Origin of the sequence: Synechococcus sp. CCY 0621 (assembly GCF_019038465.1) — a bacterium.
GTDB lineage: Bacteria > Cyanobacteriota > Cyanobacteriia > PCC-6307 > Cyanobiaceae > Cyanobium.
Window position 1 is genome coordinate 1 of the sequence record NZ_JAFKRH010000038.1, and the last position, 22,244, is coordinate 22,244.

Consider the following 22,244-nt stretch of genomic DNA (forward strand, 5'->3'; position numbering starts at 1 on the left):
GAGCCGGCACCCCTGTCTGGCCTGTCCGGCATCCGGGGGAGGGGGGGATAGTTACCTGTCTTCCTGTGTCTCGATCGTGGAGCAGATCCGTTGCGACAGATGGCAGGCCGAATTCGAATTCTGACGTCTTAGGCCTCATGGTTATTGAAGTTGTCGGGGATGAAGAGTGGACAACCTTCCTGGCAGCAGGGGGCAGCCGGAGACTGCTAACTCCAGTGCTTGTTGAAGCGACTTGGTCATAGGAAGAGAAAAGACTAATGCTCCCTGGAGTCAAGCCACTGAGTGAATGCAGACCAACTGCGCCAAGAGACGCTAGAACCATCCATACGCTCGGAGCAGTCACCCGCTGAGAACTGCCGTCCGGCAATACGTTCGGCTATAGACAGAGCAAGGTCGCGGTTACGGTAACGGAGTGGTCCGCCCATGCAGAGGGTCTCATACACCTCTGGGTCGTCCCGAAATGAAAGCAGAACAGAAAGCTCCCTGGGAGCGAGGAACGTCGGCGCAGCAACCAATGCCTCTCTGCGTGCCTGTGCATCGGGGCCACAAAGGACGGATCGAATAACTGTGGAATAGTCGTCGAAGGAACTCCGATAGGCGACAAACGCACGAACAGCATCCGCGCGGACGCGAGAACTTCTGTTAGCAAGAGCTGACCTTATCGCCATGGTAAGAGCTTGGAGCGATGGTTCCGCGAGGCGGCAGAACTCTGGTCGGGACTGGAGATGCTCGGCGAACATGAGCCCAAAGATAAGATCAAGCTCGTCGTCGGCATGCAGGCAATCGAGAAGGTCGACAACCAACTCGGGGCAAGCTGGAATGCGGAGGATGTCTTTAACGGTGATTCCGTAACTTGATGCCCGCGGATGTGGAATCCGAGAAAATAGTCTGCTTCGTTTCACCGGAGTATTCCTCCACATCCACAGCACCCATCATTATCCTCAGTTGCGGCGTGACGCACCTGAAACAGGTTTCCCTCCGAGGAGCAAGTGCCGCAGTACATCGTTCTCGGAGAAATGGGGGAAGTCACCCCATTGTGCGGGCTGCCACTTGCTCACGCCATGACCGTCCCCGGGACGTATGCAGAGACCCTCGTGCCTCAGCCCCCCCTCCAGACCCATGCCCTTCCCCACCGCTGACATCTCCAGCCAACTCCTATTGGACATCACCAACACTCCCCAGGAGACCGAGAACCGCATGACCGCTCGCGTCTTCAGCGCCGTTCACAAGCCTGAGGAGAGAGCGTAGGTCCGGCGGGCGTTCGCAGAGCTGCTTGTGGTTTTGGACCGTACAAGCCCTGATCGGGCCGTCGGATCGAGCAATGAGGATCAACAACACACGTCCACCTCTCCTTCTGAAGCTTGTTCCACTGCTCTACCGCTTGCTTGCAGGGATCTCGTTGCCACCTCTTCAGCAGCGCAGGTTCCCCGTGGTTCAGCTCCCCAAGGTCGATGAAGATCAGCGGCTCAGTTCGAGCGGCCGGGTCCCTGTGGAAGCGGAGAGCGTTTCGCCCGTCAGGTGCCCTGAGCCAGCCGTCCATAGGGGAAGAGCAGTATGGGCGTACTGCGCCAAGCTTCGCGCTGGGTGCTTGTGACGCACAGAGCTGTGCTGGCATGGCCGTTGAAGGATGATCTCCGTGACGCTCTGGCGATAGGGAGGTCCCATCCACCGGCGGACATCAGCCCACTGCTTCGCAGAAGCCTTCGGCTAGACGGACTCGCTGTAAGGACGCATCGATCGATTCCATCAGGCCCCCTCGTGGTTGCAGTGGTCGGGATGGAGAGGCGTCAACTTTCTTGGCAGAGGGGGTGGGCGAACGGCTCGGCATCAGGGTTACGCCCAGACGATCTGCGCAAGGAAGCGGAACGGTCAGATGTTTGGTTGGATCAAGTAGGCCGCCGGACGGTAGCAACTCAAGGTGAGTGGCCGATCCCTGGTGGGAGCGGTGTTTCAGTTGCATGTGGTGGCCTACAACCTGATCTGTCTGGCGAATCTGCTCAGCCCGTGGGAGACGCAGGTATAAACAGGAGTGGATGGGCGATCAGCGCCGATTCACTCCTCAGCGAGAGGGAGAATGACCAGCAGGAAACGACCTAAAGGCCAAGCGAAGGTCCCGGATGAAGCCGACGTTTGCCAGCGGAACGGGAGCAGTGGGTGGCGCTCACTTTGGCCACTATTTCAGCAGGTGCTAAGGCGTGCAGTTGCTGCGAAGGCAAGCTCGGCAGGGATCAGCCGCATTGTCCTGACCGCATTGCCTCGCCTGTCGAGGTGCTCGATGTCGGGTGTGGCGGTCAACGTCTCAGGCGTTTTCTGAGCCGGCGGCTAAAGCCGAAGGCAGCGGCAGCTCCCAGGACCGGCAGGGGGCCGGGGACAGTGGCGGTGCCAGGGACGGGGGACGGATCCGTGGTGGTCGGTGGCTGCGGCGGCGGGGGAGGGGGGGTGGCAATGAAGGGGGAGGCAGCGGCCCAGACGTTGGGGAAGCGTTCAATGAACCCCGAAGCTGCTGTTCCTGCGGGATCGAATCTCCCGGTCGCATCGTCGTCACGGGTCGTGAATGTGGTGCATACTCCGCCGAATGTGGGATCGGTCGATCCGTCGCAGTTCCGCACCGGAACGCCCGAAGGACCTCGTAAGGATGCGAACTGAATCGAGTAGGCCCCCGATGGACCGGCGTTTTGGCAACCGGTGAAGGGGTTGCAATTGATCAGAAGAGGGATGGATTCTCTTCCCCACGCGAACCAAGGCCCCATCGGAATATTGGTGCCCGCAAAGCCCAAAGGTACGAATTGATCGTTGGGGAAGCCGAGGGCGGAGCCCACCAGCGCTGCGGCCGTTCGAGCGAGATCGCGGCTTCCCCACCAGAAACCAGGGGAATCATTGCCGCTGGAGGGGCTTGGGAAGCCATTCCGGAAACTGCCTTGAACAGTTTTGATCAGGTAGGTCGTGCCACTGAAGTCGATCAGGCAGGACGGGACGACCGACGTGGCGCTGCTGCATGGGGCGGGGGCCAGCTGGGCCTGTGCAGGAGCCGGGGCAAGAAGCGGTAAGGCGGCTGTGCAGAGACCGGCCAGCAGAACCGGGGCTGCCTGGTGCAGCAATCTACTGGAGAACAGATACATTGGATACAGTTTCTAAAGTCCCTGCACCCCAAATGTACCAGTGGCGATCAGCAGGATTTCACTTTCGTTGTGAACAAGTAAGGATTCAACCGAAAACAGCCTCAAGGATCTCGGAATTCCCCGGGATCCCCCAATGCTTCGCGCACATCCATTCCTCCAAAGATTCCTCATGTCCCCCACTGAGGGCCAGTCACCGCCGCCGCCTGCTAGCAGGGGTCCGGCCGCGGGGCAAGGCACCAGCAAGGAAGGCAAACCCGATCGCGTAGGCCAGTGCTGAGATGGCGATCCGGATGGTCTCCTTCACCAGCTGATCGGGCTTCATGGCAGCTTGGGCCTCGACTTGCCGCATCAGCTGCTGGGAGGCTTGTTCCGCCTTTGCCAGCAGCATGGAGCGCAGTTCGGCCATGGGCAGACGACGTTCCGAGGCCGAGAGGCCGGCGTTCCTGCCGAAGAATTTCTGCAGCAGGGCCTGTAACTCCTGGTGGGTGGCGGCGGTGCTGATGGACTGGCGTAGATCTGCGAGCTTTTCGGCGGACTTGCTGGTCTGCTGTTCCAAGGTTCCAGTGACGTTTCTGTAGAGGGACCAACCGGCATAGATCTGCAGGGGAATGAGCAGCAGGAAGCCGAGAGCGGCGGCCAGGGTCCAGCAGCGCAGAGCCTTCCAGCGGGCCCGCAACCGCTTGTTGCCTGGATCGACCCACTGGGCAAGGGGCATCAGCAGGGTGCCCACAAGAGGCAGGGTGGCGTAGCTGATCAAGGTGGCGGCGAGCTGGAGTTGCCAGGTGGGGTCGAGGAGTTTCGGTGGCAGGGCCGAGGTGAGCACGGCCGCGAGGAACACCACCGGCAGCACGATCGAACCGGCCGCCAGCAGACGGGCCAGGGAGGGATCGGGGCCGATCACCGGGGTGGTGGGGCTGCGGACCACGGCGGAACGGGCGGACGTGGGGTGGGAGCGCCCCAGTATCGCCTTGGAACTCGGCAGCGACCCATCAAGTGGGCGGCGGAGAGGTTCTCGCTGGGTCTCTCCTGGTCGTCGCTGGTGTCGACAGTTGGCTTCTGCCAGCTGGGCGGAATCCTCAGCGACCGTTGCTGGTTATGCAGCCTCGCGGCTCTTCGAGCAGACCGGTTCCGTCAGCTCGTGAACTATCACAAAGTGTTGCCCAGGCGACGGACCGATCGAGAAGTCACCCGAGAAGATCCTCTCGAACAATCGAAGCGAGCGGTGGTAAACAAACGTCGAGGTTTGTACTCCGAATAGCTCAGGTCCGTTGAGGATGAGTGGCAGCTCTGCCATCAGATAATCGACCGCGCCCAAGCGCTGCCCATGGCTCGGTTCATGACCCTCTCGCCGCCGATTCTGAAGAACGTCGTCCGTTGCTGCCAGGCACTCCTGTTGAAACTCCTTGTCGGTGGCGAAGGCGTTGCGGAAGCGCTGTTCAGATGCGGCATAACGATCGAGCCGCGCCACCTGACTCCATGGAAACAGCCGAAGACGCTTGTCGACAGTCTCAACCGCCTCGCGAGCTCGATCAATCTTGTTGTTGAGGTAGCGTACTTGTCGCCTGGTCTTATGGGAGGCCTCTCCGGTGGTATAGCCGCCAGCCTCCAATGTCCACACCGTTGGGGTGTCGGGAATGAACACATCGACGCGATCGAAGTGTTCGTTGGCCCAGGCCAGCAACTCGGTGAGTCGAGCCTCGCTGTAATAACTATTGAATGGGCTCGTCCCGACCACAACATGGCAGCGCTCGCCGCGATCGGGTAAGCATCGAGACAGATTGGACAGGTTGCGATGAAGGTTCGCGTTGCCGTAGGAGCTGAAGATGCACCCCTCACCGGGGCGCGGACGGATGACGACGCCGCAGCCGGGGCACGTATGGGACAAGATGCAGGCCGAAGTATCGATGCTCGTTGCGATGCGGGTGCTGCATTGGGGACAGACCAACTCCACTGTTAAAGGGCTCCAGGTCATCGGAGCGCCGGCGGCGGACACGTTCTCGCCTGGTAGTCGCAGGCGTAGATCGTCGGCTTCTGCCAGCTGAGCGGGATCTCCAATAGATCCCGGGGGCCGCTGATCCCCTGGGCCAGGAAGAGCAAAGCCGCCAGGGCGTTGGCGCTGACATGCAGCCGGCGCCAACGCAGGTGCTTGTGGATCTCCGGCCGGCAGGCCACGGAGAACAGCATCAGGCCAGTGAGCCCGATGCCGCCCCAGAAGTGCGACTGCCAGAAGGCAGGCTCAAACGGGTTGTCGCTGAGCCGGAACACCTCCGGCTGCAGCCCCAAGGCAATCACCCCCGCCCAGCAGAGCAGGGCGAAGCTGGCCCGGTAGATGGGCTGTTTGACCCGCCAGAGGGCCGCCAGGGCGATCCCCGATCCCAACAGCACCAAAAGCAACAGTCCCAGCCGCAGTGCGCCCCCCTCAAAGGCCGTAAGGGGATGCTTGGTGACGATGACCACCGCTTCGGCGATCAGCACGATCGCCACCACCGAACCCGCCAGCAGCTTGCCGAGATCGGCATGGTCACGGCCCACTGTGGAGGGATGCTTGGCCTGGTTGAGGCGGCGATCCCGGGTCTGCAGTCCCAGCCGCAAGACCATGCCCAGCAAGGGGTAGACCAGCACCACGGCCAGGGCCGGATGGAGCAGCCAGAGCCAGTCGACGGTCTGCATGGCTCAGGGCTTCAGGGGGGCCCAGGCCATCGTGGCGTTGAACGCCTCGCACCAGATCATCACCGACCCTTGCTGGCTGAGGTCGATCGAGGCGGGGATCACATAGCTCTGGGCACCGGAGGCGGATTTGAGCGGCGCAAGGATCGTGTAGCTGCCGGCCTTGAGCGGAAAGCTGGGGGCCTTGGTGCTTGCCAGGGGCGTTGCCGATGGGCTGAAAATCACCTTCAGGTCGGGGGCCGTCTCCTTGGTCTTGAAATCGCTGCTCAGCACCAGCAACTGCTTCCCGGCTTTCTGGATGATGGTGAAGCTGCCGTTGACGGGAGCCTCGGCCATGCGGAAGCTCTGCATGGCCAGGGGCGCCGCCTGGGCGATCACCACGGGGACGGGAGCCTTCATGGTTTCGGCCTGCCCTGGAGCAGCGGCGCTGCCGAGGAGTGTGAGGGTCAGGGCTCCTACAAGGGACTTCATCACGAATGCATCAAGGGGGAAGTGGCGCAAGCTGGGATTCCTGTCGGATCAGCTCAGGCTTGCCGTACTTACCCGTGAGCTGCTCGATCGGTTTGCGCCATCATCAGGCTTGACCTCCCTGGCGGCTCCCCCGAGGCCGTCGCGTGCAACCGCAACCCCTGGCTCTTGGCGACAGCGTCGCCCGGGAAATACGAACAATGGCTACCGTCATGCCCTAAACGTTCATGCCTGGGGATTGGCATAGAGTTGGCATCCGCTTTTGTTCCAGCGTCAGCCATTCCTCTTCACACCGGGGATTTGCCATGGGTAACGACCGTCTTTTTCATGCTCTTGATTTCATGCAGCCGTCCGACGATGAGCCGATACGGTCGGTGATCACGGAAACTGCTGAGGCTGTGGTTGTCGCGTGGCATGTCAAGCCAGGCCAACGTATCGATGCCCACGTTCATCCTTCCGGGCAGGACACCTGGACGATTCTCACCGGCCAGGGCAATTACCAGACGGAGACATCTGGTTCTACCTTGGCGATCACAGCTGGGGATGTGGTCGTCGCTCCCATCGGCTGTGTGCACGGCGTCAGCAATAGCGGTCAGGAGCCACTCACCTTCATTTCCGTTGTTTCGCCCGCAGATGCTGGCTACGAACCTCTCCACCCTTGATGGCATGGGTTTCCACACTATTGATCATGAATGAAAGGCAGGTGCATTCCAGTCCTGCCGTCATTTCCCAGCTGTCCCGAGTGGTGCGCGCGGGAATGGCAAGGAGAAGACAGGTCTGACAACAGGTTGACAGCCCAAGTGATGCTCCCTAAGCAATACGATGCCTCGGGGACCCCCCTGTGCCAGGCTCCATAGCGACTGCCGTTCGATCGGGCTCCAACCCCTGATTCGTACTTACGGGGAGGGCCTCCGCTTCGAGGAGCTCGCAAGCCGCATCGAGGCGCTCCGTTCAGCCCTTCCTGAAGGATCCATCAGAGCAGCAGGGATGGATCGCCCATGCTAGTACAGGCGTACTTGCCGAGGAGTGCCATGGGCATCCGTCCGCGCCCTTTCACGTCTGGAACCGGTGGGCCTGTCGAGCAGCCGATCGAGGAGTGGCCCTATCTGGATCAGGAGGTCCTGCAAAGAAGCCGAAGTCGCAAGGTCTGTATGACCTGCCACTGGTTTCGCCGCCACGCCGGGGGGAACTGCATCCCCCAACTCACCTGCCAGCTGCACCAGGGCCTGCTGGCCCATGGGGAGCACCTGACCCGCCGCTGCCAGGGTTGGACCGATGACCTGACGCGCCAGCAGGGCTGCTGCCCGGAGGTGGCATGAGCAACCGGCGTGCGGTGGTGGGCGTGATGGGCGCCGGAGAGGGCGCCTCCGCGGAGGCTGTGGCCCTGGCCGAGGAGCTGGGGGAGCGCATCAGCGCCAGTGGCTGGGTGCTGCTCACCGGTGGCCGCCCGGCGGGAGTGATGGCGGCGGCCAGCCGCGGTGCGGCGCGGGTGGAGGGGCACCTGGTGGTGGGGGTACTGCCCGATGAAGGGAACGGCGAGGAAAGGCAAAGCACGGCGGAGCTGGATCTGGCCCTGTTCACCGGCATGGGTAAGGCCCGCAACGTCATCAACGTGCTCAGCGCCGAGGTGGTGGTGGTCTGCGGCGGCGGCGGCCCCGGCACAGCCTCAGAAGCCGCCCATGCCCTCAATGCAGGGAGGCCGCTGATCCTGCTGGCGGTGCCACCGCTTTGGCGCGAGTTCTTCTGCTCACTCGGCGAGGAGGTACAGAGCGCGAGCGATGTGCAGGAGTGCTGCCGACTGATCGAGGCCCAACTCACTGAGGCATGAGCCGGCCATCACCTCGTGTCCCCCTGACCCCAAAGGAGGGCTGGCTGAGCGACGGCCGTCAGGTGCTGCGCTTCCGCCCGACCCGCTGGGAGCGCACCGACCAGCGACTGGAGATCACCAGCGGGGTGCTGGCCATTGATCCGGTTCTGAGGCGTAGGCAGAGCGGACGGCTCAGTGCTGATGGCGGTGGTGCACGTCGCTGACGTGGGGGTGCTCGTTGGCCAGCGGGTCATGGCCGTGGCGATGGCTGTGCCAGAAGGGCTGGCCAGGCTCGAGGTCCGCGAGATCCTCCGGTTGGTGGGGATGAAGGTGATGCGCATCGCCGTCGACAGGGGTGTGGAAGTGGCGATGCTGGTGATCACGTTCGGCATGGCGGTGCCAGTGGCCATGGCGGCCGCCGCCAACAGCAGCGATGGACTGAGCGGTGAACCCATGGGCTTCCCTGGCGGCGCCAAGGGAAGCCAGGGCCACCATGTCGAGCCAGATCGACACGCCATAGCCCAGGGCTGCCGATGCCGAGCAGGACGGCACTCATCCAGACGAACGGAATGGGGTGCCCTTGCAGATGGGCCACGGCCAGCATCGGCAGGGCCGCCCCGAGGGCCTTGGCGGCGGAGATCTGCAGGGGGTTGCGCAGGCTGAGGCGCTGAGAAAGGTTGTTGTCGATGCCCCAGCACAGGCAGGCCAGGGCGATCCACAGCACGCCCTGCCATTGGCTGCCGCCCAGCCGTCACGGCCGAGGTGCTCCTTCCCTAACCCCCACGGCGATCAGCACCGTGAACACCGCCTCCAGGTTGAGCAGCAGCGCTGAGGCCCCCGGGGTGAGCAGCGCCAGGCCCTTGACCAGGGCGATCGGTCCGGCGATGCCGCCCAGCAGGGTGATCAGCCCCAACAGGGGGAGATCCTGCCGCTGGATCGGAGCGTGGCGGCTGGTCGGGGCCTCGGCCACGGCCAGGGGCAGCAGCACCAATGCCGCTCCGGCGTACAGCAGACCCGCCACGAGCACGGGGTAAGACCCGTGGCTCAAGCTTCCGACCAGCGGAGCGCTGGAACCGAACAGGGCGGCAGCGAGCAGGCCCGCCAACCAGCTGCGGCGCTGTTATCGCGTCTGGGAGGTCATCTGGATCACCACAGCAACCGGACAGGCTCCTATGCAAACGATGGGGAAGTCCGTTGGAACCGACAGGACAGAACGTGTTGCTCCGCGCCGCCTGGTGTGCGATGGCGCAACCACCCATGATCGAGCAAACGCAATGCTGTCCCCAAGGATTCCTGGAGCCTCTCAGGGCTGTACCGCACCACAGCCAAGCCGCCGCAAGTGGTGGGGCCATCTTCTGGAAAGGTTGCCAGGAGCAGAGTGCCACCAGGCTTGAGCGTCTGCAGCACGGCCCGGACATGGTCCTGCTAATCGGCGGGCCTGGTGAGGAAATGAAACACCGCCCGGTCGTGCCAGACGGCATAGGCATGCTCGGGCAGGGTGGCCGTGAGGATGTCGGCCTCCAGCCACTGCACCGCAGCGGCGCGTGCGCCAAGCCGCTCTCTGGTCACGGCCAGTGCCGCGCCGGAAAGGTCCAGAACCATGATCCGTTGATAGCCAAGGTTCAGGAGATCATCCACAAGCGTGGAGGCACCCCCGCCCACATCGATGATCGCCGCATCCAGAGGTGGGCCGGCAGCCTGAAGCAGCCAGAGTGAGTCATCGACATGGGCTTGATACCAGCTCAACGACTCAGGGGCCTTGGTGGCGTAGATCGTCTCCCAGTGCTTTTTGCTCGTCATGGGTTCACGCAGAGGCGGCTGTTGTCAACAGTTCAGCCGCCCCGCAGCACCGCGCTGAGCAAGGAGAGGTTGATCATCACAATCACGCTGGCGCACAGCCAGCCTGCTGCCTGAAGCCAGAGCGGTGCTCTGAGCTCGCCCATCAGGCCCCGCCGACCTCCTCGCAGCAACGGCATCAGGGCCAGCAGGAGCACCGTGCCGTGGCCAGGAATCCAAACAGAGAAAGCGGCTGGCCCAGCAGCGTGCCCCAGGCGCTGCCGAGCACCTTGTCGCAGCCATCGCTACCGCCCGGACAGGACAGGCTGCCGATCCAACCCCAGCGATTGGCGGTGATCGAGCCGGTGTCGATCATGCCGATCGTGGCGAGCACGGCCATGGCGAGGCGCACCCAGGGCCGGCCTGGCTCCTGGGCGGCCCGACGGCTGGAGAGCGGATTGGTTCGCGTAGCGCTGCTCACAGGGGGAGAGAAGGCTGGAGATGCGGCGATTGAAAAGCCTGAAGTGGCTTCAGGGTCAAGGGCCTAGCGTTGCGCCTGGGAGGCTTGTCCGCCCGACTTGCCAACCCAGGGGGATGAATCCATGCAGATCGGCGAGTTGGCACGGTCCACCGGGGTCAAGATCGAAACCATCCGCTATTACGAACGCGAGCAGTTGTTGCCGGTGCCGCAGCGCACGGATGGCAACTATCGCCTCTATTCGCCGCGGCATGTGGAGCAGTTGCGTTTCATCCGCTACTGCCGCAGCCTTGACATGAGCCTGGAGGAGGTCCGCATCCTGATCGGGGTGCTCGACACACCGTCCGGAAGCTGTCAGACGGTGAATGCCCTGCTGGACGAGAAGATCGTCGAGGTCGATGCCCGCGTGAATGAGTTGCACAAACTCCAGGATCAGCTACGGCAGCTCAGAGGGCATTGTCAGCAACCGGATGAGGTGAAGACCTGTGGCATCCTCATGGAGTTGAACCGTTCGGCTGGAATCGATAAGGCTCAGATCTGATCGCTTCCGACCAGGCTCAACCCTTGATCTTGCCAAACGTGGGAGTGCGAAGCAGCCGCAGGCCATTGGCGATCACGATCAGGCTGGTGCCCATGTCCGCGAAGACCGCCATCCACATCGTGGCATTTCCGGCCACGGTGAGCACCAGAAAAATGGCCTTGATTCCCAGCGCCAGCGCGATGTTCTGGCGCAGGATTCGAAAGGTGCGTCGGGAGAGGGCGATCGTTTCCGGTACGCGCATCAGATCGTCGTTCATGATCACCACGTCGGCGGCTTCAATAGCGATATGGGTGCCCGCGGCCCCCATCGCGAAACCGATGTCCGCCTGGGCCAGGGCCGGGGCATCGTTGATGCCATCGCCAGCCATGGCCGCGAATCCATAGCGGGCCTGCAGATCGGCCACCGCCTCGAGCTTGTCCTGCGGCAGCAGGTTGCTTTTCAACTGCTCGATGCCGGCCACGGCCGCGATCGCACCGGCGGTGGCTGCGTTGTCACCCGTGAGCATCACCGGGGTGACGCCGAGGGCCCGCAGGGCGGCCATGGCCGCCGCCGAGCTGGGCCGAACGGTGTCGGCGACGGCGATCAGGGCGAGCACGCCGCTGTCATCCGCCAGCAGGCTGAGGGAGCGGCCCTGGCGCTCGTGGACCTGCATCGATGCTTCCAGTGCGCTGGAGCAGAGTCCCAGCTCCTCGATCCAGCGGTGGTTGGCCAGCATCAGCGGCCGCCCCGCGATCACGCCGCGCACCCCCCTTCCGGGGAGGGCCTCGAAGGCCTCCACGGCCAGCCGCTCGCCATCAAGGCCTGACGCCATGGCCCGCGACACCGGATGGTCGGAGCGCTCCGCCAGGCTGCTGGCCCACTGCTTGAGAGTTCCAGCGTCTGCCCCTTCTTGCCGTGGGGAGAAGGCCACCAGCTGGGGCTGGCCCAGGGTGATCGTGCCGGTCTTGTCGAGGGCCAGCACCTTGATCTTGCGGGCCTCCTCGAGGTACAGGCCGCCTTTGATGATGATGCCGCGGCGGGCGGCGGTGGCCAGGCCGCTCACCACCGTGACCGGTGTGGCGATCACCAGCGCACAGGGACAGGCGATCACCAGCAGCACCAGGGCCTTGTAGATCGCCTGCATGGGGGTGAATCCCAGCAAGGGCGGCGCCAGCAGGGCAACGGCCAGGGCCACCACAAACACCGCCGGGGTGTAGCGGGCCGCGAAGCGATCGACGAAGCGCTGGATCGGGGCACGGGAGGCCTGGGCTTCCTCCACGGCCTGGATGATGCGCGCCAGGGTGCTGAGCGAGGCAGGTGCCGTCACCTGGATCTCGAGTGCGCCGCCCTGGTTGATCGTGCCCGCAAACACTTCATCACCAGGGCCTTTGTCAACCGGCAGGCTTTCGCCGGTGATCGGGGCCTGGTTGATCGCACTCTCGCCGCTGAGCACCGTGCCATCAAGCGGCAGCCGTTCCCCCGGGCGGACCCGCGCCACATCTCCGATGGCCACGGCACTGGCGGCCACGCGTTGCCAGCGGCCATCGCTCTGGCGGATCTCCGCCTCATCGGGGGCCAGGGCCATCAGGCTGGTGATCGCCTGGCGGGCCCGCTGCACGGCCCGCGCTTCAATCGCCTCAGCCACGGCATAGAGCGCCATCACCATGGCGGCCTCCGGGAAGCGGCCGATCAGGAAGGCGCCCGTGACCGCCACGCTCATCAACGCATTGATGTTGAGCCGGCCCTGGCGCAGGGCGGCCAGGCCCTTGCGAAACACGGAGAAGCCCGCCAGGGCGATCGCGGTGATGGCGATCCCGATCTCCACCAGCTCATGGCCCGGGTAGGCGGGAACGACCAGATGCAGCAGCTCCGCCGTGAGCGCCAGTGCCAGGGAGCCCGCCAGACGGAGCCGTTCAAGGCGCCGTTCGGCGCGGGTCTGGGCGGCAGAAGGCCGGTGATCGGAGCTGATCGGCTCAGGGTTGAATCCCAGCCGGCGGATTGCGGCAAGGGCGGAGTTGAGCCCTGCGGCTTCGGCATCGATCGCCAGAACGCGCTCGGCCAGCAGGAACCTCAGGCCGCGGATGCCGTCGACACCTGCGAGGGCATGGCGGATCTCGGTTTCTTCGGTGGCGCAATCCATGGCGCTGATCCGAAACCGCGCTTCTCTGGCGCATGCCAGCTCCGGCTGCGGCTCCATGGTGGCTCCAGCGTTCTGCCCGCTGGTTCCGGTGTTGCAGCAATGTTCCGCCATGGTCAGGTCATCCAGGCCCCAGCAAACAGCCTGTAGTCACTCCAGGGTCAAGGGTGGGTTGGGGCTGTGTCTCCACAGGCTGTTGATCAACGCAGCTGGGGACACTCCTGATCCCGCAACGGCTGCATCAGCCCATCGGCTTGCCGGGCCAGCTTGGCTCCAGCCGCCGTGTAGAACCTGAACTGCTGGATGTTGACGTAGAGAACCCGCCGGCTGCGCAGCAGCTGTTCTTCCGCCTTGTGGCGGCACTCGATCAGGGCCTGGTAGTCGATGGTCTGCTCGTTGCGGTCGTTGGCATTGGCCCCATCGGCCTGCTGGCTGAGGACCGGGCAGATCCGTTCGCGGGTGGTGCGAACCAGGGCGATTTCGGCCTTCATGGCCTGCTCGGCCAGGGCATTGCGTTGCTCCAGCAGGTTCCGGCACGCCTCCACTTCAGCCGCCATCACCGGAGCTCCCAGCCACCAACTGGTCAACAGCAGGGTCAGGACGTGGCGCATCCACGGGTCGGTTCGAGGCCCGCGCCTGTGGTGGCATTCGCCGTGACCATCCTGTTGCATCAGAAGATTTTGCTGGGGTAAGCCCCTCACGAGCCTCAGCCGCTGCTCCTCATGGGGCTCAGAAGAAGCGGACCCGTCAAGGATGGCGTCCTGTTCTGCCCGGACCTGGGGGTGTGAGCCGTCGGCCATGCGATGGATCGGTGAAGCATTGCCCCGAAAGACCCTCGGACCATGCCGGCGTGGCCACCTTGGAGATCAAGACACCCGCACTTTTGGAGGCCGGATCCATGGCCCAGGTCCACCAGCGCCCCCCAGGGAAGCGATCCGCCGTGGCTCTTCTGCTGGTGGCCGGAGGAGCCTGCGCCCTGGCGTTGCTCGTCAACAGCCCCAGCCTTGCCCAGGGCTGGGGCGGAGGGCAGCCGCCTGGGCATGGCATGGGGTGGGACGGGGCCGGACGAATGGGCCCGAACGATCAGCGCTTCATCGTGATGATGATTCCCCACCATGAGGGGGCGATCGCCATGGCCGAGATGGCCCTCACCCGAGCGAAGCGGCCCGAGATCAAGCAGCTGGCCAAGAGCATCAAGGCCAGCCAGACCCAGGAGAACGCCCAGATGCGCAGCTGGTTCCGCCAATGGTTCGGCGGTGATGTGCCGCAGTGGGGTGGGAGTTACGGCCGGGGTGTCTATTCCGGCTGGGGCGGCTGGATGGGCGGCGGCGGCGGAATGATGATGGGCCGTGGAGGGGGCATGGGGATGATGGGCACCGATGTTGAGTGGCTGAAGAACGCCCCTGATTTCGATCGTGCCTTCATCGAACAGATGATTCCCCACCACCGCATGGGCGTGATGATGGCCTCGATGGCCCAATCCAACAGCCAGCATCCGCAGCTGCGGGAGCTGCAGCAGGCCATGGTGAAGGTCCAGAGCCAGGAGATCGAGCAGATGGCGCAGTGGTACCGCAACTGGTACGGAAAGCCCTGATGTCAGCCATGGATCCGTTCTTCATCCTCGACACGCCGAAATCCTTCGAGGAGGCCAGTAACGCCCTCCAGGAGGCGGTGGTGGACCAGGGCTTCGGCGTGCTGGCCGTGCATGATCTGGGCCACACCCTGCGCAGCAAAGGCCTGCCATTCCCGGAGCAGTGCCGCATCTTCGAAGTGTGTAACCCCCAGCAAGCCGCCACAGTGCTCAGCACCTCGATGGCGCTCAACATGGCTCTGCCCTGCCGGATCTCCGTCTACACCGAAGCCGGCCAGACCCGCCTCGGGATGATCCGCCCCGAGGCGATGCTTGCGGGCCTCTCGGCCGATCCCTCCCTGCGGGAGGTGGCCCGGGCGGTGGAGACCTCCACCACGGCGATCATCGAGGCCGCTGCGGCCTAGCCAGGTAGCCCTTTAAAGGTGAGCCCACAGGCCACGTCCGCCCTGGCACCCCCGTACTCACTGATCCTGCCCAGGCGTCGCCGCAGCCCACCGAGGCCCTGTCCGGATCGTTCCAGCGCGTCACCTTCCACAATCCCGAAAACGGCTTCTGCGTGCTGCCCATCAAGGCCCGCGGCCACCGGCACCTGGTGACGGTGGTGGGCCATGCCGCCGAGATCAGTTCCGGTGGATGGGTGACTGTCAGCAGCACCTGGGTGAACAGCTGCGAGCACAGCCAGCCTTCCAGGCCTCCTTCCTCAGGGCTTCCGCTCCAACCACCGCGCAGGGGGTCGAGAAGTACCTGGATTCGGGGATGATCAGCGGGATCGGCCCGACCTACGACGGTGACACCCTTGCGGCTGAGCCTGCGATCTTCCTATCCACTCCGCTCTGAGATGAGCGCCGCAGGGAGGTAGCCAGAAGCATCCCCTGGGAGGAGCAACGCCTCGGCCTTGAGCTCACCCCCAGACAGATGGCGCCGACCGGACGATCGAGCCACTCAGGCCCACCACCTGCACCAGCGTCTGCGGCCCGCTGATCTGGCGTGGCGGCCATCGCAGATTCAGCCATGGCCTTCACAGCCACAGCCGGCGCGGCAGGGCTCACCGTTGGGATGCCCCTTGGCGCAGACTTCGCTGCAGAACAGCAGGGCGCCGTTGCGGAACGGGCTGTCCGCTTGCGCCGTGCAGTGGCAGCCCGGACAGGCGCACTTCAGTGCGGTTGGTTTTTCCATGGTCGTGGTCATGGCCTCTCCTTGCTCCGTGCCGATGGGTCCAGTCTGGTGCCGCCAGCACCGGGCAGGAACGGCTTGCCGTACTGACAAGCCGGGCTGCTGGACCTATTAATGAATCAGAGGCCACGACCAGGGCAGCGCGAGCCCAGACCCTGCAACCGGCCCAAGGGCGCTCGATACGGGGCGCCCTTCTCATTGGGGCCGAGTTCGGCGGTGAGCATCCACAGTGAAGGCAGGCCGCGCAGGCCAGCCCATGACTGCAGCCTTTGCCGTCCTTTCGGGGCGACCCCTTCATGGAGTGGCCATCTCAGGCTGTGCTCGGCTCATGGCCTCAGCATCACGGCAAGCCAGGGACGGCGATCGGCGGGGCGGTCCGGGTCGTTGGCCTTACCAGGGCGCTGACCAAGGCGGCGCAACCTGAAGCCGTAGGCCATGGCCTCGGAGTGGATCGCTTCTGAATTGGCGGGGTCAACAGCCAGCAGGGCCGCCAACAGTTCATGGCGGAGGGGAAGGCCGTCGCGGGAACTCTCCATCAGGACCCGTGCAACGGTGAGACCATCAAGGGGGGCGACGGGCTCGACCTCGGGAGACGGCTGCTGGGCGACGGCTTCCATCAGCGCCCGATCCATGGCCTCCCGCTGCTCAGCCGTCAGGACGGCGGCGACATCAGCTGAGCCAGGAAGCTGGACAGCAGCGGGAACGATGCCCAGCCATTCGACCAGCTCCAGTGCGGCGGTACGGCCGATACCGACCCGGTCGATCCACTCATCAAGGCGGATGGGCTCGTTGTAGTTGCTGTCCATCGTCATGTCCAGGGATGGGTCAAGCTCGGGAGCTGGGTGCGACGGGTGATCAAGGCTCCAGTTCCAACGTAAGGACGATCCACCCCCGAGAATGTGACGAATGTCGATGGGATGACCCGATCCCTTCCTGGCCGACGAGTCAGAGCGTCTTCTCATCGCTCAGGCGGAAGTTCGGTAGCTGATCCAATATCAGTAGCTGCGCGATCCTCCAAAGACACTCCGGAGGGACAACCTTCCTAAAGCCTGCACATTCTGTTGCCGTGGGGCGAAGACTCTTGAATCAAACATGGCTGACTCCACCTCCCGCTGCGGATTCACCGCCTTCAGCAAAACCGGGAGTGGCCGTCGCACCATGCTCGGTGTGGTGTCTGGGTTTTCAGGACAGCATCCATCGTTAACCAATGTGGTGGGGCACCGCTCCTGAATCGGGTTCAGACCCATGGGCAAACGCCGAAACCACAGTCCTGAGTTCAAGGCCAGGATCGCCATGGGGGCATCAGTGGTCGCAAGACGCTCCAGGAGATCGCCGCTGCGTCAGCGCCGGCTTGATCCAGGGAAGGCAGTGGGGCAATCATTCAGGTTGATGATGAAGAATGCGGCGCTCTGGGGCTGATGCTGAACAGGAGTGATGATGAGGTGAACTGAGCCTGGAATCCCTTCAGCCGGGGAGATGCACCCCGAGCACGGAAAGTGTCCTCAGCTCTTCCCACCCCAGTGGCAATGAGCCGATCAAGGACCTAATACGCCAGCTTCCCGATCGGCGGCAGCGGCTGGCTGGCTGGGATCCGCTCCTCGATCGACACGTAGGAGTACTGAGAGCCGCTGCGCTTCTTTTGACCACGCATCAAACCTGCGGCAGTTGGCCCATTTTCGAAGAGGTGGCTGGGTTTTCTGCGAACTCCTAAGCCATGACCGCCGGCATGGAAGTCTCCGCAGGTGGACAGCACACCCTGGGCAACGCCCGCCGGGAAAGCTCGCCCCGACCCCGGCCGAAGGCCCCCAGGCGGTCCTGGGCAGACGGGGCGCGATGACAACGCACTAATCCACTCCAGGTTTCGATCCTCTGCTCCGGCTGGCCTCAGCCCGATGTCCTGCCCCGCAGGATCCGCTCCCCGTCGCGAATGCCCAGCAGCCGGGCCACGGCGAGGAACGTCAATGCGCCTGCCGCCCCTGCCGCCGCCAGGCGAAGCAGGGCCATTGGCAACGCCTCCGCCAGCTGGAGCGCCCCGCTCACCTGCCAGAGGCTCCACGCCACCAGAGTGGTGACCAGGCCCGCCAGCGTCTTGGTGAGCAGATCGCCGGTGAGGCCCCACCAGGCGATCCTCCCCAGGGCCCGCTCCAGGGCGATGGCCAGCAGCAGGACGGCGAACAGATTCACGCCCACCGAGGCCAGCACCAGACCCGGAGCTCCGAAACTTCCCACCAGGGCCGCATCCAGGACCACGTTCAGGACGACGGAGGCCAGGCCGACACGGAACGGTGTGGCCCCATCACCCAGCCCGTAGAAGAAGCGCACCATCACGTCGCGCACCAGGCTGGGCACGATCCCGATGCCGTAGATCAGCAGCAGCCCCGCCACCTGCCGGGTCGATTCCGGGTCGAAGGCCCGTCGCTGAAACAGCGTGGCCACCATCGGCTCCGCCAGGGCCGCCACCAGGGCGGCTAGGGGAACGGCCACGAAGCAGGTGAGGCGCAGGGCCAGCGTCACCCGCTCCCGCAGCTGGGCCGGCTCCTCCCGAGCGGCCAGCCGGGCAAAGGCCGGCAGCAGGGGGACCAGCAGCATGCTGGCCGCCCATCCGCGCGGCGCCTGGACCAGCACCTCCGCATAGCCCAGGGCGGCGGCCACCCCCGGCAGATAGGAGGCGAAGATCAGATCCACCGTGGCATTGGCGCTTCCCAGCGCCGTCGTCAGGGTGGCTGGTGCCAGCAGGGCGAGCACCTTCCGCTTCGCCTCCGGGGCTGCGGGGGTCGTCCCGGAAGGCTGGGGCTGCGCCGGTTCGGCGGCACCCCGTAGACGCCCCACCGCCAGCTGCTGCAGGAGCCACTGCAGCAGGGCTCCGAGCACCATGCCAAGGGCCAGGGTGCGGGACGCGGCCGCCATCCAGGCCGGTGAGCCCGGGGTGAACCAGCGCCCCTGTCCCAGCGCCACCGCCGCGGCGGCGATCACCGCCGTGCTGGAAAGCATCGGGCTGAGCGACGGTATGCCGTAGACCCCGGCGCTGATCAGGCGGGCCATCCCCACCCCGATCCAGCCGGAGAGCAGCACGATCGGCGCCATCCAGCGCAGCTGCAAGACCGCCAGCTGTCGCGTCCCGTCGCTGAGCCCCGGCGCCAGCACCGCCAGCAGGGGCCCGGCCGCCAGCACGATCCCCAGGCTCACGGGCAGCAGCCCCAGGGTCAGGCTGCGCTGGGCCCAGCCGATCAGTCGTTGCTGGTCGAGCCCCTCATCCTGGCTGAGAACGCTCACCAGGGCCGATTGCAGTGGACCGTTCTGGCCACCCAGCACCACCAGGAAGAAGCCGGGGATCATCGCGGCGAACGCGAAGGCGTCGGCCACCGCCCCGACGCCGAACACCGCTGCCACCGCCATGGAGCGTGCCAGCCCCAGCCCCTTGCTGAGGGCCGTGGCGACCCCCACCACCCCGGCGATCCCCACCAGGGAGCGACGCTCGCCCACCCCGCTCAGTGCCCGCCGTGGCGGCGCCGGCACGCCGCCACGATCGCGCCGATCAGATCCTGATAGGCCATGCCCGCCTGGGCGGCCACGAGCGTCAACGACCGCTGCGGGTGCAGGGTCGCATCGGCGTTGAGATCCAGCAGGTGGGCGGTCCCGGCGGCGTCGATGCGGAAGTCGAAGCTGGCGTAATCGAGCGGACCGAGCAGCTCCACCAGCCGCAGAGCAGCACGGCGCAGGGGCTGCAGGACGGGCTCGTTCAGGTCAACCGCCACCTTGGCCAGGCCGCCCCGACGCTTGGCCTTCAGGTCGAGCAGCCGCTCCCCTAGCGGCGCCCCGTCGGCATCGAGGGTTTCCACAGCGCCCAGAAGAGCGATCCCCTCGCCCCCGTTGCCCACCACCCCAACGGTGACCTCCCGCCCGGAGATCAGCTCCTCGCACAGCACAGAGCCGCCGAAGTCCTGGTGCAGGCTTTCCACCAGCTCACGCAGGGCCTTGAGCCCCCAGGAGCGCTCGAAGCGCCGCAGCCCCAGCGAATAACCCTCGCTCGCAGGCTTGAGGATCGAGACCGGCCAGTCCGGCAGCGCCTGCACCGGTTCCGCCGGAGTGATAAGCCGCCAGGCGGGTGTGGCGATCCCGGCCCAGAGCATCACGGGCTTGAGCCAGTCCTTGTTGAGGGCCAGCGCCTTGGCGGCCGCATCGCCACCGGTGTAAGGAATTCCCAGGTGCTCCAGCACCGCCGGGGCAATCGCGGTGCGGCTGCGCGAGAGGGCCCCCACCGAAAGGTTCATCACCAGATCCGGCCTTTCGCCGGCGCCGGCCGTGCCGTGCCGCAGCAGGGCTTCCACCCCGCCGAGGCGCTCCACGTCGTGGCCCAGCTGGAGCAGCGCCTCTTCCACCGCATCGAGTTCCTCCGGCTCACGCCAGTGGTAGTGGGTCTCTTCCCGGGCGGCGGGGGAGTCCAGCAGGTCCTCCCGTGTTTCGTACAGCAGGCCGATCCGCATCACTGCTGAAGCCAGGTCGTCTCGGGCGTGATCTGGGCGAGGTGGAGGCCTTCGCGTGTGATTCCCCGGCGCACCTGATGCCAGCGGCAGACCAGCTCGCCATCGCGGCCAGGCAGCTGCCCGACCAATTCCAGCTTGCCGTCGGCATGGGTGAGGATGTAGCGGAAGCGTTTCACAGGCCCGTTGCAGCGCCGGCGCACGGCCTCCACCAGCGCCAGACCGTCCAGGAGCGGCAGCTGGAAATGGGTGGCGTGTTGCACCGGCCGGGGATGGAAGAGGTACTGGGGCAGAACGCCGAGGCGATGCAGGCGCTTGAACAGCTCGGTGAGCACGTCGACATCGGCGTTCACCCCCTTCATCAGGGGGATCTGGGCGGTCAGCAGACAGCCGCTCTCTCGCAGCGCCTCGATCGCCCGCTCGGCCGCGGGGGTGATCTCGCGCGGGTGATCGAAGTGGCACTGCACCACGATCTGGAAGCGGGTCCGCAGCCGGTGCAGCAGAGCGAGCAGGGCCGGATCGGTGCTGAAGCGGCTCGGCAGGAAGGCCGGCAGTTTGGTGCTGATGCGCAGCTGCCAGAGATGCCTGATCGGGGACAGGGCCTCGAACAATCGCTCCAGGCGGCGGGTGCTGCAGATCATCGGGTCGCCCCCCGAGAGCAGCACGTTCTCCACTTCCGGATGGGCGGCCACGTAGGCGACGGCCGCTTCAAGATCCTCGATCGTCTCCTTGGTCATCACGTCCCGGCTCATCAGCCGCCGGCGAAAGCAGTAGCGGCAGTGGCCGGCACAGGCTTCGGTGAGCAGGAAGACGGCGGTCTGCTCATACTTGTGCTGCAGACCCGGCACGATCGTGGAGAGGGCTTCTCCGCTGGTGTCGAGGGATCCATCGGGGCTGTCCTCCGCGGCGGTGGGCATCAGCAGCTGCCGCAAGGGATCGCCGGGATCGTTCCAGTCGATCAGGTCGGCGTAGCCGGTGGGCACCAGGAAGGGAAAGCGCTCCCGGGCCGCCGCCACCGCCGGCTGATCCTCCTGCGGCAGCGACAGCCAGGGGCCGGAAGGATCGGCGGCGAGCGCCCGTGCCTGGCGCAGGCCGCTGCTCAGCTCGTCTTGCCACAGGACCATCAGCGGGATGCTAATCCAGTCGTCCGGCCCGGCCAGAATGGTGGTTTCAAGGCGCCGTCGTCGATGCCATTGCCTGCCTGGGCCCAGCCTCTGCGGGCCTGCCTGCGTCAGGAGTGGATCGAATGGGGTTACCGGCGTCGGGGCCACCGCCGCCGCTTCGCGCGGCGCCTGCAGGGCCCGGCAGAGACCACCCACCCCTGGTGCTGGGGGGAGTGCGTCACACCGGTGAAGCGACGCGGTGAGGCCTCCGCCGACGCGGACCGGCTGCACAACATGCAGCGGGCGATCGACCATCTCCACGGGGTGGTGATCGAACCGGGGGAAATTCTGAGTTTCTGGCACCACGTGCCTCGCCCCTGCCTGGCCAACGGCTACCGCGCCGGTCCGATGCTCGTGGACGGCCGCCTGCGCAGCGGCATCGGGGGGGGGCTCTGCCAGGTCTCCACCACCCTGTTCGGCGCCCTGCTGAGGGCCGGTTGCACCCTGCTGGAGCACAGCAACCACAGCATCGACGTGCATGGGGAGGATCGTTTCTTCCAGCTGGGACAGGACGCGGCCGTGGCCTATGGCTTCAAGAACCTGCTGGCCCGCAACGACCATGCCGTGCCGCTGCTCCTGGCGATGCGGCTGAACCGCAGCGGCGAACCCCGGAGCATGGAGGCCGCTCTGTTTGCCCGGGCCCCCTGTCCGCTCCAGGTGCGCCTCGACTCGCAGGTGATCGCGTGGCTGCCGCCCCCCGCTGATGACGGCCGTGCCGGCAGCCGGGTGGAGACCCGCCGCTGGATGGCGCCGGCCGGTCCCGGGGCCGAACTGGCCGCCCCAGGCGAAGGCGACGCCCGGGGGTGGCGGCTGGATTACCGCTTCATCAGCCATTACCGTCCCCAGATCACCCTGCCTGGCTGA

The 22,244-nt window shown here is 65.4% G+C and carries 27 protein-coding genes and 1 pseudogene; 10 read left to right on the top strand and 18 right to left on the bottom strand.

The annotated features are described in order from the left end of the window. Positions 1–677 precede the first annotated feature (677 nt). Positions 678–857 carry a hypothetical protein gene (locus KUG43_RS12180; protein ID WP_216909416.1) on the top strand — a complete coding sequence of 60 codons (180 nt, stop codon included), beginning with the start codon at positions 678–680 and terminating at the stop codon, positions 855–857. Positions 858–1,213: 356 nt separating this feature from the next. Here KUG43_RS12180 and KUG43_RS17355 read toward each other — a convergent pair whose 3' ends face one another. The 5 genes from KUG43_RS17355 to KUG43_RS12205 form a co-directional block, all read right to left on the bottom strand. Next, on the bottom strand, positions 1,214–1,615 hold the full coding sequence (locus KUG43_RS17355) for a DUF1651 domain-containing protein (protein WP_353618028.1): 402 nt from the start codon (positions 1,613–1,615) through the stop codon (positions 1,214–1,216). 1,694 nt (positions 1,616–3,309) lie between these two features. Further along, on the bottom strand, positions 3,310–4,044 hold the full coding sequence (locus KUG43_RS12190; RefSeq protein ID WP_216909420.1) for an HpsJ family protein: 735 nt from the start codon (positions 4,042–4,044) through the stop codon (positions 3,310–3,312). 168 nt (positions 4,045–4,212) lie between these two features. Next, complete coding sequence (locus tag KUG43_RS12195; RefSeq protein ID WP_216909422.1) at positions 4,213–5,091, bottom strand: tRNA-dependent cyclodipeptide synthase; 879 nt, start codon at positions 5,089–5,091, stop codon at positions 4,213–4,215. After that, positions 5,088–5,789, bottom strand: coding sequence for a DUF4079 domain-containing protein (locus tag KUG43_RS12200; RefSeq protein WP_216909424.1), 702 nt, complete (start codon positions 5,787–5,789; stop codon positions 5,088–5,090). The genes KUG43_RS12195 and KUG43_RS12200 overlap by 4 nt, the downstream gene beginning before the upstream one ends. A gap of 3 nt (positions 5,790–5,792) precedes the next feature. After that, positions 5,793–6,257 carry a DM13 domain-containing protein gene (locus KUG43_RS12205; RefSeq protein ID WP_286194726.1) on the bottom strand — a complete coding sequence of 155 codons (465 nt, stop codon included), beginning with the start codon at positions 6,255–6,257 and terminating at the stop codon, positions 5,793–5,795. Between the two features lie 302 nt (positions 6,258–6,559). Here KUG43_RS12205 and KUG43_RS12210 point away from each other — a divergent pair, with 302 nt between their 5' ends. The 4 genes from KUG43_RS12210 to KUG43_RS12225 all read left to right on the top strand — a co-directional run bounded on the left by KUG43_RS12210 (position 6,560) and on the right by KUG43_RS12225 (position 8,285). Then, the gene (locus KUG43_RS12210; RefSeq protein ID WP_216909426.1) at positions 6,560–6,916 is read left to right on the top strand and encodes a cupin domain-containing protein; all 357 of its coding nucleotides are present in this window, start codon (positions 6,560–6,562) and stop codon (positions 6,914–6,916) included. A 369-nt stretch (positions 6,917–7,285) separates the two neighbouring features. Next, complete coding sequence (locus KUG43_RS12215) at positions 7,286–7,573, top strand: galactose oxidase (protein ID WP_216909428.1); 288 nt, start codon at positions 7,286–7,288, stop codon at positions 7,571–7,573. Next, positions 7,570–8,082, top strand: coding sequence for an SLOG cluster 4 domain-containing protein (locus KUG43_RS12220; protein WP_216909430.1), 513 nt, complete (start codon positions 7,570–7,572; stop codon positions 8,080–8,082). The genes KUG43_RS12215 and KUG43_RS12220 overlap by 4 nt, the downstream gene beginning before the upstream one ends. Then, the gene (locus tag KUG43_RS12225; protein WP_216909432.1) at positions 8,079–8,285 is read left to right on the top strand and encodes a hypothetical protein; all 207 of its coding nucleotides are present in this window, start codon (positions 8,079–8,081) and stop codon (positions 8,283–8,285) included. The genes KUG43_RS12220 and KUG43_RS12225 overlap by 4 nt, the downstream gene beginning before the upstream one ends. Here the strand turns inward: KUG43_RS12225 and KUG43_RS17085 are convergent. The 6 genes and pseudogenes from KUG43_RS17085 to KUG43_RS12245 form a co-directional block, all read right to left on the bottom strand. Next, positions 8,254–8,613, bottom strand: a complete 360-nt coding sequence (locus KUG43_RS17085; RefSeq protein WP_286194727.1) for a hypothetical protein — start codon at positions 8,611–8,613, stop codon at positions 8,254–8,256. The two genes, KUG43_RS12225 and KUG43_RS17085, sit on opposite strands and share 32 nt — an antisense overlap. A 34-nt stretch (positions 8,614–8,647) precedes the next feature. Continuing rightward, positions 8,648–8,785: pseudogene (locus KUG43_RS17480) on the bottom strand (DMT family transporter); the annotation flags it as partial. 27 nt (positions 8,786–8,812) lie between these two features. Continuing rightward, entirely contained in the window at positions 8,813–9,109 is a 297-nt protein-coding gene (locus tag KUG43_RS17090; RefSeq protein WP_502988608.1) for a hypothetical protein, read from the bottom strand. A gap of 377 nt (positions 9,110–9,486) precedes the next feature. Then, entirely contained in the window at positions 9,487–9,861 is a 375-nt protein-coding gene (locus KUG43_RS12235; RefSeq protein ID WP_216909434.1) for a class I SAM-dependent methyltransferase, read from the bottom strand. A 32-nt stretch (positions 9,862–9,893) separates the two neighbouring features. Then, positions 9,894–10,037 (bottom strand): hypothetical protein, encoded by a 144-nt coding sequence (locus KUG43_RS12240; RefSeq protein ID WP_216909782.1) that lies wholly within the window; start codon positions 10,035–10,037, stop codon positions 9,894–9,896. Next, positions 10,037–10,318 carry a vitamin K epoxide reductase family protein gene (locus KUG43_RS12245; RefSeq protein ID WP_353618029.1) on the bottom strand — a complete coding sequence of 94 codons (282 nt, stop codon included), beginning with the start codon at positions 10,316–10,318 and terminating at the stop codon, positions 10,037–10,039. Before KUG43_RS12245 ends, KUG43_RS12240 begins: the two co-directional genes overlap by 1 nt. Positions 10,319–10,439: 121 nt before the next feature. Here KUG43_RS12245 and cadR point away from each other — a divergent pair, with 121 nt between their 5' ends. Next, complete coding sequence (gene cadR / locus KUG43_RS12250) at positions 10,440–10,856, top strand: Cd(II)/Pb(II)-responsive transcriptional regulator (RefSeq protein WP_216909436.1); 417 nt, start codon at positions 10,440–10,442, stop codon at positions 10,854–10,856. Between the two features lie 16 nt (positions 10,857–10,872). On the opposite strand, the gene KUG43_RS12255 is transcribed toward cadR, so the two are convergent. Both KUG43_RS12255 and KUG43_RS12260 read right to left on the bottom strand, forming a co-directional pair. Then, positions 10,873–12,975: a heavy metal translocating P-type ATPase gene (locus KUG43_RS12255; RefSeq protein ID WP_216909438.1), complete on the bottom strand. Its 2,103-nt coding sequence runs from the start codon at positions 12,973–12,975 to the stop codon at positions 10,873–10,875. A 197-nt stretch (positions 12,976–13,172) separates the two neighbouring features. Continuing rightward, entirely contained in the window at positions 13,173–13,583 is a 411-nt protein-coding gene (locus tag KUG43_RS12260) for a hypothetical protein (protein ID WP_216909440.1), read from the bottom strand. 329 nt (positions 13,584–13,912) lie between these two features. On the opposite strand from KUG43_RS12260, the gene KUG43_RS12265 reads away from it, so the two are divergent. The 3 genes from KUG43_RS12265 to KUG43_RS17485 all read left to right on the top strand — a co-directional run bounded on the left by KUG43_RS12265 (position 13,913) and on the right by KUG43_RS17485 (position 15,323). After that, positions 13,913–14,566, top strand: a complete 654-nt coding sequence (locus KUG43_RS12265) for a DUF305 domain-containing protein (protein WP_353618030.1) — start codon at positions 13,913–13,915, stop codon at positions 14,564–14,566. An 8-nt stretch (positions 14,567–14,574) separates the two neighbouring features. Continuing rightward, complete coding sequence (locus KUG43_RS12270) at positions 14,575–14,967, top strand: DUF302 domain-containing protein (protein WP_216909444.1); 393 nt, start codon at positions 14,575–14,577, stop codon at positions 14,965–14,967. Between the two features lie 152 nt (positions 14,968–15,119). Then, a complete protein-coding gene (locus KUG43_RS17485) occupies positions 15,120–15,323 on the top strand; it encodes a hypothetical protein (protein WP_502988609.1) in 204 nt (67 codons plus the stop codon). 245 nt (positions 15,324–15,568) lie between these two features. Here KUG43_RS17485 and KUG43_RS12275 read toward each other — a convergent pair whose 3' ends face one another. The 5 genes from KUG43_RS12275 to KUG43_RS12295 all read right to left on the bottom strand — a co-directional run bounded on the left by KUG43_RS12275 (position 15,569) and on the right by KUG43_RS12295 (position 21,341). Next, on the bottom strand, positions 15,569–15,739 hold the full coding sequence (locus KUG43_RS12275; RefSeq protein ID WP_286194729.1) for a metallothionein: 171 nt from the start codon (positions 15,737–15,739) through the stop codon (positions 15,569–15,571). Between the two features lie 323 nt (positions 15,740–16,062). Continuing rightward, positions 16,063–16,548, bottom strand: a complete 486-nt coding sequence (locus KUG43_RS12280; protein WP_216909449.1) for a hypothetical protein — start codon at positions 16,546–16,548, stop codon at positions 16,063–16,065. A gap of 1,072 nt (positions 16,549–17,620) precedes the next feature. Beyond that, positions 17,621–19,252, bottom strand: a complete 1,632-nt coding sequence (gene murJ / locus KUG43_RS12285) for a murein biosynthesis integral membrane protein MurJ (protein ID WP_216909451.1) — start codon at positions 19,250–19,252, stop codon at positions 17,621–17,623. Continuing rightward, positions 19,225–20,220 (bottom strand): D-alanine--D-alanine ligase family protein, encoded by a 996-nt coding sequence (locus KUG43_RS12290; protein WP_216909453.1) that lies wholly within the window; start codon positions 20,218–20,220, stop codon positions 19,225–19,227. Before KUG43_RS12290 ends, murJ begins: the two co-directional genes overlap by 28 nt. Next, entirely contained in the window at positions 20,220–21,341 is a 1,122-nt protein-coding gene (locus KUG43_RS12295) for a KamA family radical SAM protein (protein ID WP_216909456.1), read from the bottom strand. The genes KUG43_RS12290 and KUG43_RS12295 overlap by 1 nt, the downstream gene beginning before the upstream one ends. A 63-nt stretch (positions 21,342–21,404) precedes the next feature. On the opposite strand from KUG43_RS12295, the gene KUG43_RS12300 reads away from it, so the two are divergent. After that, the gene (locus KUG43_RS12300) at positions 21,405–22,244 is read left to right on the top strand and encodes a VanW family protein (protein ID WP_216909458.1); all 840 of its coding nucleotides are present in this window, start codon (positions 21,405–21,407) and stop codon (positions 22,242–22,244) included.

What these genes read in the sequence shown, in the direction of transcription:
- KUG43_RS17355 (WP_353618028.1), bottom strand. Translation starts at nt 1,615, where the DNA reads ATGCCAGCACAGCTCTGTGCGTCACAAGCACCCAGCGCGAAGCTTGGC.
- KUG43_RS12195 (WP_216909422.1), bottom strand. Translation starts at nt 5,091, where the DNA reads ATGACCTGGAGCCCTTTAACAGTGGAGTTGGTCTGTCCCCAATGCAGC.
- KUG43_RS12200 (WP_216909424.1), bottom strand. Translation starts at nt 5,789, where the DNA reads ATGCAGACCGTCGACTGGCTCTGGCTGCTCCATCCGGCCCTGGCCGTG.
- KUG43_RS12205 (WP_286194726.1), bottom strand. Translation starts at nt 6,257, where the DNA reads ATGAAGTCCCTTGTAGGAGCCCTGACCCTCACACTCCTCGGCAGCGCC.
- KUG43_RS12210 (WP_216909426.1), top strand. Translation starts at nt 6,560, where the DNA reads ATGGGTAACGACCGTCTTTTTCATGCTCTTGATTTCATGCAGCCGTCC.
- KUG43_RS12215 (WP_216909428.1), top strand. Translation starts at nt 7,286, where the DNA reads ATGGGCATCCGTCCGCGCCCTTTCACGTCTGGAACCGGTGGGCCTGTC.
- KUG43_RS12220 (WP_216909430.1), top strand. Translation starts at nt 7,570, where the DNA reads ATGAGCAACCGGCGTGCGGTGGTGGGCGTGATGGGCGCCGGAGAGGGC.
- KUG43_RS12225 (WP_216909432.1), top strand. Translation starts at nt 8,079, where the DNA reads ATGAGCCGGCCATCACCTCGTGTCCCCCTGACCCCAAAGGAGGGCTGG.
- KUG43_RS12235 (WP_216909434.1), bottom strand. Translation starts at nt 9,861, where the DNA reads ATGACGAGCAAAAAGCACTGGGAGACGATCTACGCCACCAAGGCCCCT.
- KUG43_RS12240 (WP_216909782.1), bottom strand. Translation starts at nt 10,037, where the DNA reads ATGCCGTTGCTGCGAGGAGGTCGGCGGGGCCTGATGGGCGAGCTCAGA.
- cadR (WP_216909436.1), top strand. Translation starts at nt 10,440, where the DNA reads ATGCAGATCGGCGAGTTGGCACGGTCCACCGGGGTCAAGATCGAAACC.
- KUG43_RS12255 (WP_216909438.1), bottom strand. Translation starts at nt 12,975, where the DNA reads ATGGATTGCGCCACCGAAGAAACCGAGATCCGCCATGCCCTCGCAGGT.
- KUG43_RS12260 (WP_216909440.1), bottom strand. Translation starts at nt 13,583, where the DNA reads ATGCGCCACGTCCTGACCCTGCTGTTGACCAGTTGGTGGCTGGGAGCT.
- KUG43_RS12270 (WP_216909444.1), top strand. Translation starts at nt 14,575, where the DNA reads ATGGATCCGTTCTTCATCCTCGACACGCCGAAATCCTTCGAGGAGGCC.
- KUG43_RS12275 (WP_286194729.1), bottom strand. Translation starts at nt 15,739, where the DNA reads ATGGAAAAACCAACCGCACTGAAGTGCGCCTGTCCGGGCTGCCACTGC.
- KUG43_RS12280 (WP_216909449.1), bottom strand. Translation starts at nt 16,548, where the DNA reads ATGACGATGGACAGCAACTACAACGAGCCCATCCGCCTTGATGAGTGG.
- KUG43_RS12290 (WP_216909453.1), bottom strand. Translation starts at nt 20,220, where the DNA reads ATGCGGATCGGCCTGCTGTACGAAACACGGGAGGACCTGCTGGACTCC.
- KUG43_RS12295 (WP_216909456.1), bottom strand. Translation starts at nt 21,341, where the DNA reads ATGGTCCTGTGGCAAGACGAGCTGAGCAGCGGCCTGCGCCAGGCACGG.
- KUG43_RS12300 (WP_216909458.1), top strand. Translation starts at nt 21,405, where the DNA reads ATGCCATTGCCTGCCTGGGCCCAGCCTCTGCGGGCCTGCCTGCGTCAG.